Here is a 13,935-nt window from a genome sequence, read left to right as displayed (position 1 = left end):
CACTCAGCACCACGCGCCCGACAAAGAAGCCGAACCTCATTGCATCGCCTTAGGATTGCCCGGATGAACGGACGTCGAATTGCTGACGGGCGCAGGAGACTGCTGCTCCAACGGACGCGAAGTCACCGACGAATCCGGCACCGCCCCCGACGTCACTTCCGCAGCTTCCGGTTGCGCAGCGGCTGAGGGCGCGCTGGAAGCAGCCGAAGCAGCCGCCGCCGATGTCGCCACCGCCTCCTGCGGCTGGATGTACTGGAATACCTTCACAACCTGCACGACGCCCGGCACCCGGCTCGCGACATCCGCACCCCGATTGCCTTCATCGGCAGTCACGAGCCCCATCAGATACAGCGTCCCCCGCTCGCAAACCACCTTATAGTTGTTCGCCGAAATATCCTTCTCGGCGATCAGCGCAGTCTTCACGCGCCCCTCAAGATACGTGTCGTTACTGCGCGACGAGAAATCACTCGCCGGCGCAATAGCCAGCTCGTTGACGATCGCATTCACGTTATTGAGGCTTCGCACAACGCTTTCCGCGCGCGCCTTCGACACCTCGCCGGCCACTTCGCCCGTCAGCAGCACGCGCCGGTTGAATACCGTCACGTTGACGTGCGCATTGTCCGGCAGGTTCTGGCTGATCAGCGACATCGCCTTGACCTGAATCTCCCGGTCTTCCGTCTGCGCGCCGAGCGTGCGCCGATCGGTCGCGACGAGCGCGCTGCCGCCCGCCGCCGCGCCGACAGCCAGCACGCACCCCTGCAGCGTCGCGGCCAGTCCGGCGACGAGCCCGACCACCAGCGTGGTCCTCACAAACGTACTCTTCACGCGATATGCGCTCATCAACTCGCTCTCCTTCAGAATCATTCTTCGCCGAGCAACATGGCATCGATGCCGTCGCACAGACAATGGATCGTCAACAGATGCACTTCCTGCACGCGCGCCGTGCGATCGGACGGCGCGCAAAGATGGATGTCGGTATCGTGCAGCACTTCATTGATCTTGCCGCCACCCTTGCCCGATAGCGCAACGACGATCATCTCGCGGTCGTGCGCGTCGTCGATGGCGGCGAGGATATTCGCAGGATTGCCGGATGTCGAGATGGCGAACAGCACGTCGCCCGGCTGTCCGAGCGCGCGAACCTGCGTTGCAAATATCTGATCGAACGAGGCATCGTTCGCGATGCCGGTGATGATCGATGCATTCGTCGTCAGCGCGATGGCGGGCAACGCCGGCCGTTCACGCTCGAAGCCGCCGATCAGTTCGGCAGCGAAATATTGCGCGCCGGCAGCGGATCCGCCGTTGCCGCACGCCAGTATCTTGTTGCCGTTCGCGAGCGCGGCAAACATCGTGTCGACGGCCGCCGCGATCGGCATCGACAGGCTTTCTAGTGCTGCGAGTGTGACTGCCGCGCTGTCGCGGAAGTGTTGTTGAATGCGTTCGACTGACATCGACTCTCTATCGTGTACTGCATGCGCCACCCGCCGGCGACGCTGGTTCATGTGACGTGTTGTCCTTGCATGGGCGACTGCATACGGCCGCTCCAATCGGCGCGCCCCGATACGATAGCGCGCCGCCCCGTGCGCGTCCGCAAGTTTATCGTACTCACGCTGCGATTCCGGCGCCTCAACGGTCATCGGCTCAGTTGCCCGCGCAGTCGTCCGCGCGAAAAGCATCGCGCAGCCATAGCAGACGTCCGCGCTCGAACGCGATCACATCGAAGCGGCACACGGGCATCGCGCCATCATGGGCCGACAAAAAATGCTGCGCGGCGCGCACGATGCGTTGTTGCTTGCGCCACGCGACGCTCGCCGCCGCGCCGCCGTATCGGCTTTGCGTACGCGCCCGCACTTCGACGAACACCAGCGCGCCGTCCGGCTCCTTCATCACGAGATCGATTTCGCCGCCACGACAAACGACATTGCGCGCGACGAACCGCAAGCGCTGCCGCTGAAGAAACGTCATCGCGCGCGTTTCGAATGCTGCTCCGACGGTTTTGGACCGGGCGCCATCGGAAAAGTTGTTCGGGCGGCTCGCGCCATCGCGCGTGTCCTCTCGTGCGCCTGCAACTGCGTGGCACAATGTCGGCCTTGTTTTGTGTGTCTGCGTCTTTCGTGTCATGACTCCTCTTTCCGAACTCGCGCAAGGGCAGCACTATCCTGCTTCTGCGCTCTATGTCGTGGCTACGCCGATCGGCAATGTCGCCGACATCACGTTGCGCGCGCTGCACGTTCTCGGCCTCGTCGATCGCATCGCCGCCGAGGACACGCGTAACACAGGACAATTGCTGTCGCGCTACGGCATCGCGAAACCGCTGGTCGCCGTGCATCAGCACAACGAACGCGAAGCCGCGCAGCGCATCGTCGAGTATCTGCAGGCAGGCGAGCGCATCGCGTATGTCTCCGACGCGGGCACGCCGGGCATTTCCGATCCGGGCGCGAAGCTCGTCGATGCCGTGCGCGAAGCCGGTTTCGCCGCCGTGCCGCTGCCCGGCGCAAGCGCGCTTGCAACCGCGCTCAGCGTAGCGGGCGACTGGGTCGCGACGTTCACGTTTCTCGGCTTCCTGCCGCCCAAAGCCAAACAGCGCGCCGCCGCGCTCGCACCGCTCGCGAAGCATCCGCACGCGATGGTGTTCTACGAAGCGCCGCATCGCATCGTTGAAACCGTGCAGGCGCTCGCCGATGCCTTTGGCGGCGACCGACGTCTGTTGATTGGCCGCGAGTTGACGAAGTTACATGAGAGATTGCATCGCTGCACCCTGGCCGAAGGGCCTGGGTGGCTCGAAGAAGACGCGAACCGGCAGCGCGGAGAATTCGTGCTGGTCGTGGAAGGCGCGCGCGCCGAGGCCGAAGGCGAGCACGATCACGACGCGCTGCTCGGCTTGTTGCTGCAGGAGTTGTCGGTGAGCAGCGCGGCGAGGATCGCGGCGACGCTGACGGGCGCATCGCGTAACGTGTTGTACACGCGCGCGCTCGCGCTGAAAAAGGACGGCTGAAAAGCAAAAAGGGCTGCGTAGTGCAGCCCTCTTGCAATCCTTCTCTTTGCAGAGATCGCGTCTCCGCATCCATCCAGGCAATGACAGGACGATCTTACTTGTCGCTCGAATCGCTCTGGTTCGAAGCCAGGATCTGGTTCATCTCGGCCTTCGCCTCGCGCTGCGTCAGCCCTTCGATCTTCACGCGCGCCGTGCCCAGCCGAGCAAGATGCAGAACTTTCGCGGCCGCATACGACAGATCGATCACCCGGCCGCGCGCATACGGACCGCGGTCGTTGATCCGCACGACGACGGCGTCGTTGGTCGCCGGATTGGTCACGCGCACATACGAGCCAAGCGGCAGCGTGCGATGCGCCGCCGTCAGCGCATGCATGTCGAAGCGCTCGCCGTTTGCCGTCTTGCGTCCGTGGAAGCCGCGGCCGTACCACGACGCGCGCCCCAACTGATGGAAGTCGGCGATATCGGGACCGTCGGTCAGCGGCTCAGCGTCCGCGAGCTTGCCCTTCCGACCTGCCGCATCCGGCAATTCTTTCAAACCTGAACCATACGACAGCGGAGCGAGCGCCGTTTGCGCGTCCTTCGTTGTCGCGGACACACCGCTGACCTGGGTGCTCGCGCCTGGAGGCACCGCACAGCCGGCGAGTGCCAAAAAGGCAAAAACGCTCCCAACGCGTCGGGATAGCCGAGTCTTCATAATACGAATAGATACAAATGCGAGCCGCATCACGCGAATGGCTGCGTGTTTGCTTGCGACTCCGGCGGCAAAGGGCCGACACGCGCTGCGCAACGCTGGCGCAGAACGACAAAAGCCCGGACGCGGCACATTCAGCCGCAACCGCACGGTTAGTTTTCACGTCTGACGCAACCTGTCCCCGCAGATTCGCCAGACCCCACGAGCCGCCATCGAACGTTCACACGCTCAGCGCCGGAAACTCACAGCGCTCAGGAAGGCGGCGTAGGCCCCATCCGGCGTTACGGCAGCGAGGCCGTGACAGGCGCGTGGCACCTGGCTGGACAGGACGTGCGCATCGACAAAAGCGATCGATGCTGGATTTGCCGTCGGATACACCAACAGCACTTGCTTGATGGTGAATCAGCACCGTTCATTCCAGTTTCATATGATGAAACGGCAGCTGCTCACCCAAAAGATAGCGCGGTCTCCCACGCCCAATACGCGCATTATAGCAAAAACACAATTCCGTGTTCTCTACCTGCTGATTCCGTCGATGAATTCTCACTATTACTGCAAAAATGAGCATTCGTCAGTAGGCTTTCCGGCCAATGGCACGTGCCGCGACGGTCGGTACAATCGAGCTTTTCACGTATCGCGCCGCCACCCATGAAAGTCACTCTGATCCCCGTCACGCCGTTCCAGCAGAACAGTTCGCTGCTCGTCTGCGAGCAGACCGGGCACGTGGCCATCGTCGATCCGGGCGGTGATCTCGACATCATCAAGGGCGAAGTGGAGCGCCAGAAAGTGTCGGTCGAAAAGGTACTGCTGACGCATGGCCACATCGATCATTGCGCCGGCGCGAAGACGCTCGCCGCGCATTACGGCGTACCGATCGAAGGTCCGCATGTCGACGAGCGTTTCTGGCTCGACAAGCTGCCCGAGCAAAGCACGCGCTTCGGCTTTCCCGCTGCCGATGCATTCGAGCCGGACCGCTGGCTCGACGACAACGACGCAGTGACGTTCGGCAACGAAACGCTTGAGGTCTATCACTGTCCGGGCCATACGCCCGGTCACGTGATCTTCTTCAGTCGCGCGCATCGTCTCGCGCTGGTCGGCGATGTGCTGTTCGCCGGCTCCATCGGTCGCACGGACTTCCCGCGCGGCAATCACGGCGACCTGATCCGCTCGATTCGCGAAAAACTCTGGCCGCTCGGCGACGACGTCACCTTCGTCCCGGGCCACGGCCCGACGTCGACATTTGGCGACGAACGGCGCACGAACCCATACGTCGCGGACGGAGTCAGCGCATGACGGTGGAAATCTATGTGAGCACCGACGTCGAAGCTGACGGCCCGATTCCCGGCCCGCATTCGATGCTGAGCTTCGCGTCGGCAGCGTATACGGCGGACAAGCAATTGATCGGCACGTTCTCGGCGAATCTCGAATTGCTCGAAGGCGCGGTGCCTCATCCCGTGCAGGAAGCGTGGTGGAAGACGCAGCCCGAAGCGTGGGCCGCATGCCGCAAGGACCTGCAGCAGCCGGAGTCGGCACTCGTCGCGTATGTCGAGTGGGTCGAGGCGCTACCGGGCAAGCCGGTGTTCGTGGCAATGCCGGCGGGGTTCGATTTCACGTTCATGTTCTGGTACATGATGCGGTTTGCCGGCCGCTGCCCGTTCTCGTGGTCCGCACTCGACATCAAGACGCTCGCGTTCGCGATGACGGGATTGCCGTATCGCAAGTGCATCAAGCCACGTTTTCCGAAGCACTGGTTCGACGATCATCCGCACACGCATGTCGCGCTCGATGACGCGATCGAGCAAGGCGCACTTTTTTGCAACATGCTCGCCGACTTGCGGGCGCGTCAGAGCTTGATATTGTCCGATACTGAAGGGGACGACTCAGCAGAAAACGCCAACGACCCGGCGCGAAATTAGGTAATCTCCCTCAGCAAGGGCAGCTTCGGTTGCGTTTCGTTTTCCGTGCCTCTAACATTGACGAAAAGGCGACGCGAACACGGAGGCGCAGTTGACACTCGATACGTTCTCTCAAAAGATCCTGCGTCTTTTGCAGCTCGACGCGCGCCGTTCGGTGCAGGAAATATCCGATCAGGTCGGGCTCTCCAGCACGCCGTGCTGGCGCCGCATCAAGGACATGGAGCAATCGGGCATCATCCAGCGCTACACGGCGTTGCTCGACCGCGAAAAACTCGGCCTCCATGTCTGCGCGCTCGCACATATTCATCTCACGCGTCACACGGAAGGCGGCGTCGAGCAGTTCGAGCGGGAAATCGCCACCTGCCCTGAAGTGACCGAGTGCTACAGCACGACGGGCGAATCCGACTATATCCTCAAGATCGTCGCGCCCGACATCAAGGCGTACGACACCTTCCTGCACGACCGCATCTTCAAGATTCCCGCCGTCGCACAGGTGCGCACGAGCGTTGTGCTGCGCGAGATCAAGTTCGATACGCAGTTGCCGCTCTGACGCCCCCGCGCAAGCGACGGCTCACGCAGCGCCGCGCGGCTCGCGCGCGAGTTCGTCGCCGGCCGTCGACACATCGACCGCGTGCGTGACGTTGAGCTTGCGCGCGCCCAGCTTGCGCTTGAGCGCATCCAGATCGACCCGCGCCAGCTGCTGCGCTTCGCTTTCCAGCGCGCCGAGCCTCGACGGCTGCAACGTGACCTCGACGTCGAGGCCCGAACTCAGATAGTGCAGGTTCACCGTGGCCGCCGTCAGCCCTTGCGCGGCGAGCGCGGATTCGACTTCGGCGGCGATCTTCGCACGCGGCGGCAGATTCACGGGCGGCCGCGCGATCGCGTCGTTTTCCGGGTCCACGTGAATCAACGCATCGAGCACGCGGCTATCGGCCAGGACGCGCGAGCGCGCCGTTTCCGCGATGTAGTGGCCTTCGGAAACCGAGATCATCGGATCGACCAGAATGTGCGCGTCGACGAGCGCGAAATCGCCCATCTTGCGGGTGCGCAACTCGTGCACGTCGCGCACGCCGGGCGTCGACATCAGCCGCGTGCGCAGATCGGCGGTGGCCGATTCGTCGAGCGCGCGATCGGACAGGTCCTGTAGCGCATCCCAGCCGAAAGTCCAGCCCATGCGCGCGACCATGAAGCCGACGATGGCCGCGGCGATGGGATCGAGCAGCCTCACGCCGGCAAGACTCCCGAGTATGCCGAGTGCAACCACCAGCGACGACGCCGCGTCCGACCGCGCATGCCAGGCGTTCGCGATCAGCATCGCGGAACGCACGCGCTGCGCCTCGTGCAGCATGTAACGGAAGAGCCCTTCCTTCGACAACAGCACTACCACGGCCACGGCCAGCGCACTCATATGCACGGCCGGGATGTGCTGGAGATCGGTGAGCCGCGTGCCCGCGCGCCACAACATGCCGACGCCGACCGAGATCAGCAATCCGCCCAGAAAGAGTGAAGCGACCGTTTCGTAGCGGCTATGTCCGTAATTGTGATCGGCGTCCGGTTCCGCACCGCTATGGCGATTGGCGACCAATACGACAAAATCCGAAATCAGATCGGCAAGCGAATGCACGCCGTCCGCGACGAGTGCCTGGGAATGCGCAATTACGCCGACGACGATCTGTACCGACATCAACACCGTATTGAGTCCAATGCTGACGTAAGTGCTTTTGCGCGCGACGCGCTGTTTTTCCGCCGATTGCTCGGCCACGTTGGAAGGCATGTGAAAGAGTGCAGGTTCGATAGTTTTAATTCTACCTGCTGCTCGATGAAACCGCTGTTAAGCGAAGAAAAAACGTCTTTCAAATCAGATGCTTATCAAAACGCGAAGCATTCTCATTGTGAGCTTGCACGTTGTGTATGAAGTTCAATAGTGCAGTCAGGCAATCATAGGCAATAAAAAACCGCAGCCGAAAAAGTGCTGCGGTCTTTCTTTAATGCATTGCTCGCGATGCGAGCATTAAGTCATATTATTTCTCGATGAGAAATTTATCGCGATCCTGACCTGCGATCCAGCGCGGCGGTTTGCCACGGCCTGACCATGTGCTCCCACTGGCGGGATCGCGATATTTCGGCGCAACTCCGGCGCGCGGACGAGACGCCGCCTTCGCCGCCTTTGCGCGCCCCCCTCCGAGTTCGGCCAAAGTAATGCCGTAATCAGCCATTTTCTGCTTGATTTCGTTTAGCACTTCCGCATATTCGCGCGCTTTTGCCTCTTCGATCTGCTTCTCGAGCTTTTCGCGCTGCGCGAGTAGTTCCCTGTAGGAGGACATAGTTCCCTTGTGGTTCGATAAATGGACGTCGGTCTGCGCCGATTAGTCACTGAAAGTGATCATGCCTCGGAATTTGCTGGCGAGATTAACACAAAATAGAAACCGGGGAAAAGACTCCGCGCGAAATTAATTAATCTCAATTTCATAAACTTTCACCGCTGTCGCAATTGTCCGGTCTCGCCGCTCTATTATTCTTTCCCTGAAAACCGGGCCCCGGTAATAAAACTCTATTCAACTGGCAAAACATGAAACACAAAAGTTAATTTACTCCGGAACATTTCATTCCATGCGAACTTGGGCCGTGAAATGCAAAATCATCTTTTACAGCGAGGTTAAAACCCGGCGATCGAACGGTCTTCACGCAGCGGTCAGTCGCTCGATGCAATCTTCCAATGCGGTGCGCAGGGCGTTGTCATCGGATGCCGGCGTTTCGAACGGAATCCGGCTGCGTGCGCCCGCTATTTCGAGGTCGACACCGTAGCGGTCCACTCCCGCCAATCGCGCATGCGGCGGCCGGCGCGGATGACGTTCGAAAAATTCGACCAGGCCCTCTTCTTCGTCGAACGAAACCGGGTCGAGCGGATCGAGTTCATCCGCTGTCAACCAGCCCATCGCGCCAAAGCCGCCGATGTAGCGCATCCGTTCGACCGACATCGCCCAGAACGAGAAATCGCCCAGCACGAGATAGCGCTCGGCGTCCGGGTGATAGCGGAGGTAGCGGTGGATCACAGGCGGCGTCGAGTCGACGTGCTCGAACGTGCCGACCAGGGTGATCCGCTGGCCGTTGAGCACGTCGCCGTCCGGCGCGTGGACGATCAGGAAGCCGGCGCGCGGGTCGGAGTGCAGATTGCGCGTGTGTTCGGCAAGACGGCTCACGAGTATGGTCGGACGGTGGCGCGCGTCGGGCGCGAACGGCAGCACGGTCGGATACGGAAAGCCTTGCGGCTGACGCGCGTGCGTCGCGAGCGTGCCAATCGAAGCCTGATGCAGCAGATGCAGCGGAGCGTGAGCGGGGATGTTCAAGTGCGCGTCCTCGGGGGAATGGATGCGGCGGCCGGCGAAATCCAATGGGGAGCCGATGCGATGCAGACGCGCCGCGCGCGGATATCAATATTAGTTCAAGGGCTTGTCGGCACGACGCAAGATGCTTCGCTAGAATCCAAAATCGCTTTCAGCGCGCTTTCCCTCCTGCTGTCTTCCCATTCACCGAGATTTCCGTGTCCGATCGTCCGTCCGATTCCGCCTCGCTGCCTGCCGCGCACCGTAATCTGCCCGTCGGCGCGCGCAACCGCGCCCGCTACGCGACGATGGCGCTCTTTTTTATCGCGGGGATGATGTATGCATCATGGGGCGTTCACGTGCCGACGGTGCGCGACCGCTTCCATCTGAACCCCGCGATGCTGTCGCTCGCGCTGTTCGCGGTCGCGGGCGGCTCGATCGGCGCGATGGTGACGAATGCACCGTGGATCGCGCGCGTCGGCACGCGCCGCGCGTGTCTCGCAGGCGGGCTCGCGATGTCGGCTTGCGGCGCGTTGATCCTCGTCGTCCCGTGGTACTGGATGCTGCTCGTCGTGCTCGCGATCTTCGGCGCGGGCATGGCGACACTCGACGTCGCGATGAACGCCGAGGCCAGCGCCGTCGAAGAGGCGCTCGGGCGGCCGATCATGTCGTCGCTGCACGGAATGTTCAGCCTCGGCGGGATGGCGGGCGCGGCCGTCGGCGGCGCGGCGCTCGCGCACGGCATGGCGCCCGCGCTGCATCTGCTGCTCGCGTCGCTCGTCAGCGCGAGCGTGCTGATCGCGGCGTGTCCCGCCGTGTTGCCGCACGTGCCGCACGCCGAGCACCCCGATGCGCACACGCCCCGCGCGAGTCGCTGGCGGTCGCCGGCGCTGTGGGCGCTCGGCGCGATCGCGTTGATCGCGCTGATCGCCGAAGGCGCGATGTACGACTGGGCGACCGTCTACATGCGCGACGTCGTCGCGTCGACGCCCGCCGTCGCCAGCGCCGCCTATGCGGCTTTCTCAGGTGGAATGGCGGCCGCGCGTTTCGCCGGCGACGCCGTGCGCGCGCGTTTCGGCGCGCCGCAGCTGATCGCCGCGAGCGCGTCGCTCGCCTGCGCGGGCATGATCGGAGCGCTGCTCCTACCGAACGCCGTCGCCGCGCTGACGGGCTTCACGATGATGGGCCTCGGCCTCGCCAACATGATGCCGGTGCTGTTCGCGGCAGCGGCGCGCGTGAAAGGCATTCACGCCGCCGAAGGTCTCGCGCACGTCGCGGGCCTCGCGTACTTCGGCCTGCTGCTCGGGCCGGTGATCATCGGCGGCGTCGCGCAGCTGACGAATCTGCCGATCGGCCTGTCCGTCGTTGCGCTGTGCGCCGCGCTCGTCGCGTTCATCGGGCCGAAGGTGCTGCGCTGGCTGGGCATCTGAACGCCGCCGCGCGCGTTCGTTGGCCTCGCGCCGGCCTCGCCGCCGCTTCGCGCGGCGCTACGTCACTCGCTACGTGACGTACGCAGACATTTCACGGCACGCCAGCACGTCGAAAATCTCCACGCATTCCGCTCATCGCACCGAACCCATTGATTTTGTTAGGGTTCCAGACTAAATGTCAAATGATCAAACGCCGTGCGCGCAATGGCATGGGCTTTGCTCAAACATCAGACGATGCGCGACGCAGACATGCTCATCGCGTCACCGAACAAATAGCGACGGCAACCGAAGCGTCAGGGAGGACGGCGGACCGGAACATCGGTCCGCCGTATTTATCGCCGCATCCTCGGCTCGCGCGACGGAAACCGCTCCATTCCGATCGATCAAAGCTCGTGAAACGTGCTGTACGTCTGTCCGAAGTCGTTGCGTTCGAGAAAATTCGTGTAGGTCATCGTCACCGACGCGTCGAGCGCTTCGACGTAATGCCACCAGCCGATCGGCAGAAACAGCAGTTCGCCCGGTTCGAGCGTGCACTCGATCATTCGCGCCTGCTGGACGGAAGGAAAGCGTTCGACGTCGATCGCGCTGCCGTCGATCTGCGAGTAGCAATGCAGATGGTTGTACATGTACGGGGTATCGGTGAACGGCACGAGCAGTACGCGTTTGCGCCCGATCACCTGCGCCATCACGTTGTTGGTCAGATCGTGGTGAAACGGCGTCCTCGTGCCGGCCGGTCCGAACCAGAAAAAGCCCGCGTCGGCGGCGTCCGCATCCAGATACTCGCGAACGGGCGGCGCATCGGCCCATAACGCCGCAAGCGCCGCGCGGTTGCGCGACGCGTTGTTCGCCGTCATGTAGAAGTCGTTCGTCACGCCGCTCCGCTCGACGAGATCGACGTAGTCGCGAAAACGCATCGTGCGCTTCAACGCGGGCTGGTTGATCTCGTAGTCCGCGTTCGCATCGCGCCCGAATTGCACCTCGACTACCGCGTCGCCGCAGCGCGCGCGGAAGTAGTCGAAATTCCATCGAACGCGCGCGGGCCACGAATCGAACGTGCCCGTGATGATCACAGGTCGGTTCTGGAAATAGAACCGCTCGTAAAACACATCGCGTGGCAGACGTGCGCATCGTTCGACGGAATCCGCTCCGGCGCGCATGCGATTCAGGTCGCCGCACACGGAAAGCATCCATTCGCGCTTACGCAAACGATTGCGCAAGCGTGAACCCGCTAGAAAATAAGGGCTTTTCAGCGTGCTATCGATTTCGCATAGCGCGTGATCGCGTTCGAATCCATGCTGAACGAGCACGGCATGCACGGTTTCGGGCGCGGCGTCGAGCAACAGGTTTTCGGCGATCCAGCGACGCCATTCGTCATCGATCAGACGTGTCACGACAGCCCCCAAACGTTGATGTCCCGTTCGACAGTATCTCCGGCATTGCGCGCGAACGTGCGCGGCGATGCGCAGAAGTCGTGCGTCCGCGACGCAAGCCGGATGCGCATAAAAACAAAAGGCACGCGGGTCGAAACCCGCGTGCCTCCTGGGGCCTTCCGGCCGGCCCGCGTCAGACGGAAAGCGGCGAGCCGCTCATCCGCCCGCGACAACCGCTCTTACATCTTGACGACGTCGAGCAGCGTCTTCTTGCCTGACTTGTAGTTGTACAGCGAGATCACGCCGTGCTTCAGATCGCCCTTCGAGTCGAACGTGGTTTCGCCGATCACACCCTTGTAGTCGGTGTTCGGCATCGCTGCGAGGATCTTCGCCGGATCGGTCGAGTTCGCACGCTTCATTGCGTCGACGATGATGTACACAGCGTCGTACGTGAACGGAGCGTAGATCTGGATCGGCTGACCGAAGCGCTTCTGATACTTCGCCTGGAACGCCGCGCCGCCTTCCATCTTCTCGAGCGCCATGCCGGCTTCCGAGCAGACGATGTTGTCGGTTGCGTCGCCTGCCAGGTCGGACAGCTTGTCGGTACAGACGCCGTCGCCAGCCAGCACCTTCGCGCGGAGGCCGAGCTGCTTCGCTTGCTTCGCGAACGGGCCGCCCGTTGCGTCCATGCCGCCGTACATGATGGCGTCGGGGTTTTCGCCCTTGATCTTCGTCAGAATGGCGCGGAAGTCGACAGCCTTGTCGTTCGTCGCGTCATGCGACATCACGTTCAGGCCCAGCGACTTGGCCGTCTTCTCGAATTCGTTTGCGAGACCCTGGCCATAAGCCGTCGAGTCGTCGACGATCGCGACGCTCTTCACCTTCAGGCCCTTCGCTGCGTAGTTAGCCAGCGCCGGACCTTGCTGCGCATCGGTTGCCACGACGCGGTACGTCGTCTTGAAGCCCTGTTGCGTGTATGCCGGGTTCGTTGCCGACGGCGAGATCTGGACGATGCCTGCATCGCTGTAGATCTTCGAAGCCGGAATCGACGTGCCCGAGTTCAGGTGGCCGACCACGGCGACGACCTTGTCGTCGACCAGCTTCTGCGCGACCTGCGTAGCCGTACGCGGATCGGCTGCGTCGTCCTGTGCGTCCAGTTGCAGCGTGACCTTCTGGCCGCCGATCATCAGCCCCTTCGCGTTGATTTCCTCGACTGCGAGACGTGCGCCATTCTCGTTGTCCTTGCCCAGGTGAGCGATGCCCCCAGTCAAGGGTGCAACATGGCCGATCTTGACAACGGTGTCGGCCGAAGCCGTCGTCGCCAACGTTGCAAACAGCATCGCCGCAGCGCTGATCGGCAACAGCTTTTGAATTTTGATGTTCATGTAAGTCTCCGATTTCGGTCCCAAAAACAACGTAATCGCCCTTGTGCCCCGCTTCCTTCACGTGTCGCTCAAATCCCGTGGACGACTCCGCCGGATGCATCGTTCATGCACTTGGCAAGCACGCGTTCCAGCCTGTTTGTGGCAGGTGGCGCCCCGCGCTTGCGCGCAAGTGTAGGCCATCAAATTAATTTGTGGGGTTTTTTTGAGTAAGTGGGAACACTACCAATAGCGTTTGTCCTATTTAGTCGTGAATCGGGCCACAACGCTGCTCCGGAAGCTCCAATCCATGCGGCTTTCGGGAACACGAAGGTTTCTTCTATAGCGTGGGCCTTAAGCTTTGCGGGCATCGTCCGTTAATGCGTCGGATATGCGCCGATCCCGTCATAACGCGTGAACAGGGTGATAAAGCAGCGCTGAGAACGTTCTCATTTTTTCTTATGCGCTGCTCGCTATATATAGGCGTAGGTGCAAGCGGTACTTCCGCGTTTCGATGCACACGCGGATGCCGATGGCTCTCGCGCGAAACGCTCGGCAGAGCGCCCGACCTGTATCGCTACACTCACGCCCGTCGCAGTGCTCGCGTCCGTTCGGTGCATTCGAGATTGCGTTCCTCAGACGAGTGCGTGGACACATTGCGCGACTCACGCATCGACGCCCGCGAAGCCCGTGCAGCGGCCCGGCCAACGATCGCCATCGTTTCAATCCGCTTACGGGCGCGGCGCCGTCGGCGAAGCGCGTCAGTCAACCGTCAGCGCGCGCGGGCGCCCGCTGCAGCCGCTTTCTTTTGATGGCACACTGAGCGCCCGCTGCGAGCGAGGCCCGCGCAAA

General features: G+C 62.2%; 14 protein-coding genes. 5 read left to right on the top strand and 9 right to left on the bottom strand.

Annotated features, from left to right (window positions below):
• Positions 1 to 36: 36 nt before the first annotated feature.
• From AABE10_RS22790 to AABE10_RS22780, 3 genes are all read right to left on the bottom strand, one after another.
• Positions 37 to 840 carry a BON domain-containing protein gene (locus tag AABE10_RS22790; protein WP_342935493.1) on the bottom strand — a complete coding sequence of 268 codons (804 nt, stop codon included), beginning with the start codon at positions 838 to 840 and terminating at the stop codon, positions 37 to 39.
• 20 nt (positions 841 to 860) lie between these two features.
• Complete coding sequence (locus tag AABE10_RS22785) at positions 861 to 1,448, bottom strand: phosphoheptose isomerase (RefSeq protein WP_342935492.1); 588 nt, start codon at positions 1,446 to 1,448, stop codon at positions 861 to 863.
• A gap of 190 nt (positions 1,449 to 1,638) precedes the next feature.
• Entirely contained in the window at positions 1,639 to 2,118 is a 480-nt protein-coding gene (locus tag AABE10_RS22780) for a YraN family protein (protein WP_342935491.1), read from the bottom strand.
• Between AABE10_RS22780 and rsmI the strand changes: the two genes are divergently transcribed.
• Positions 2,117 to 2,992: a 16S rRNA (cytidine(1402)-2'-O)-methyltransferase gene (gene rsmI, locus AABE10_RS22775; protein ID WP_342935490.1), complete on the top strand. Its 876-nt coding sequence runs from the start codon at positions 2,117 to 2,119 to the stop codon at positions 2,990 to 2,992. The two genes, AABE10_RS22780 and rsmI, sit on opposite strands and share 2 nt — an antisense overlap.
• Before the next feature lie 94 nt (positions 2,993 to 3,086).
• On the opposite strand, the gene AABE10_RS22770 is transcribed toward rsmI, so the two are convergent.
• The gene (locus AABE10_RS22770; protein WP_428983372.1) at positions 3,087 to 3,686 is read right to left on the bottom strand and encodes a septal ring lytic transglycosylase RlpA family protein; all 600 of its coding nucleotides are present in this window, start codon (positions 3,684 to 3,686) and stop codon (positions 3,087 to 3,089) included.
• Between the two features lie 645 nt (positions 3,687 to 4,331).
• On the opposite strand from AABE10_RS22770, the gene AABE10_RS22765 reads away from it, so the two are divergent.
• The 3 genes from AABE10_RS22765 to AABE10_RS22755 all read left to right on the top strand — a co-directional run bounded on the left by AABE10_RS22765 (position 4,332) and on the right by AABE10_RS22755 (position 6,149).
• Positions 4,332 to 4,976 (top strand): MBL fold metallo-hydrolase, encoded by a 645-nt coding sequence (locus AABE10_RS22765; RefSeq protein WP_342935488.1) that lies wholly within the window; start codon positions 4,332 to 4,334, stop codon positions 4,974 to 4,976.
• A complete protein-coding gene (locus tag AABE10_RS22760; RefSeq protein WP_342935487.1) occupies positions 4,973 to 5,599 on the top strand; it encodes an exonuclease in 627 nt (208 codons plus the stop codon). The genes AABE10_RS22765 and AABE10_RS22760 overlap by 4 nt, the downstream gene beginning before the upstream one ends.
• A 91-nt stretch (positions 5,600 to 5,690) precedes the next feature.
• A complete protein-coding gene (locus tag AABE10_RS22755; RefSeq protein ID WP_012399541.1) occupies positions 5,691 to 6,149 on the top strand; it encodes an Lrp/AsnC family transcriptional regulator in 459 nt (152 codons plus the stop codon).
• 21 nt (positions 6,150 to 6,170) lie between these two features.
• Here the strand turns inward: AABE10_RS22755 and AABE10_RS22750 are convergent, their stop codons facing one another.
• The 3 genes from AABE10_RS22750 to AABE10_RS22740 form a co-directional block, all read right to left on the bottom strand.
• Positions 6,171 to 7,373, bottom strand: a complete 1,203-nt coding sequence (locus tag AABE10_RS22750; protein ID WP_342935486.1) for a cation diffusion facilitator family transporter — start codon at positions 7,371 to 7,373, stop codon at positions 6,171 to 6,173.
• Between the two features lie 247 nt (positions 7,374 to 7,620).
• Positions 7,621 to 7,923 carry an H-NS histone family protein gene (locus AABE10_RS22745; protein ID WP_342935485.1) on the bottom strand — a complete coding sequence of 101 codons (303 nt, stop codon included), beginning with the start codon at positions 7,921 to 7,923 and terminating at the stop codon, positions 7,621 to 7,623.
• A 357-nt stretch (positions 7,924 to 8,280) separates the two neighbouring features.
• A complete protein-coding gene (locus tag AABE10_RS22740; protein ID WP_342935484.1) occupies positions 8,281 to 8,946 on the bottom strand; it encodes a HugZ family protein in 666 nt (221 codons plus the stop codon).
• 194 nt (positions 8,947 to 9,140) lie between these two features.
• On the opposite strand from AABE10_RS22740, the gene AABE10_RS22735 reads away from it, so the two are divergent.
• Positions 9,141 to 10,352: an MFS transporter gene (locus AABE10_RS22735; protein ID WP_342935483.1), complete on the top strand. Its 1,212-nt coding sequence runs from the start codon at positions 9,141 to 9,143 to the stop codon at positions 10,350 to 10,352.
• A 383-nt stretch (positions 10,353 to 10,735) separates the two neighbouring features.
• On the opposite strand, the gene AABE10_RS22730 is transcribed toward AABE10_RS22735, so the two are convergent.
• A complete protein-coding gene (locus tag AABE10_RS22730) occupies positions 10,736 to 11,734 on the bottom strand; it encodes a cupin-like domain-containing protein (protein ID WP_342935616.1) in 999 nt (332 codons plus the stop codon).
• Between the two features lie 227 nt (positions 11,735 to 11,961).
• Positions 11,962 to 13,107: a branched-chain amino acid ABC transporter substrate-binding protein gene (locus AABE10_RS22725; RefSeq protein WP_342935482.1), complete on the bottom strand. Its 1,146-nt coding sequence runs from the start codon at positions 13,105 to 13,107 to the stop codon at positions 11,962 to 11,964.
• Between the last annotated feature and the right edge of the window lie 828 nt (positions 13,108 to 13,935).

It is taken from the genome of Paraburkholderia diazotrophica, assembly GCF_038900755.1.
Classification (GTDB): domain Bacteria; phylum Pseudomonadota; class Gammaproteobacteria; order Burkholderiales; family Burkholderiaceae; genus Paraburkholderia; species Paraburkholderia diazotrophica_A.
This window is presented reverse-complemented; position numbering and strand designations above follow the sequence as displayed.

Coding starts and splice junctions, on each gene's coding strand:
- AABE10_RS22770 (WP_428983372.1), bottom strand. CDS start 3,686: ATGAAGACTCGGCTATCCCGACGCGTTGGGAGCGTTTTTGCCTTTTTG.
- AABE10_RS22745 (WP_342935485.1), bottom strand. CDS start 7,923: ATGTCCTCCTACAGGGAACTACTCGCGCAGCGCGAAAAGCTCGAGAAG.
- AABE10_RS22790 (WP_342935493.1), bottom strand. CDS start 840: ATGAGCGCATATCGCGTGAAGAGTACGTTTGTGAGGACCACGCTGGTG.
- AABE10_RS22760 (WP_342935487.1), top strand. CDS start 4,973: ATGACGGTGGAAATCTATGTGAGCACCGACGTCGAAGCTGACGGCCCG.
- AABE10_RS22780 (WP_342935491.1), bottom strand. CDS start 2,118: ATGACACGAAAGACGCAGACACACAAAACAAGGCCGACATTGTGCCAC.
- AABE10_RS22725 (WP_342935482.1), bottom strand. CDS start 13,107: ATGAACATCAAAATTCAAAAGCTGTTGCCGATCAGCGCTGCGGCGATG.
- rsmI (WP_342935490.1), top strand. CDS start 2,117: ATGACTCCTCTTTCCGAACTCGCGCAAGGGCAGCACTATCCTGCTTCT.
- AABE10_RS22765 (WP_342935488.1), top strand. CDS start 4,332: ATGAAAGTCACTCTGATCCCCGTCACGCCGTTCCAGCAGAACAGTTCG.
- AABE10_RS22785 (WP_342935492.1), bottom strand. CDS start 1,448: ATGTCAGTCGAACGCATTCAACAACACTTCCGCGACAGCGCGGCAGTC.
- AABE10_RS22750 (WP_342935486.1), bottom strand. CDS start 7,373: ATGCCTTCCAACGTGGCCGAGCAATCGGCGGAAAAACAGCGCGTCGCG.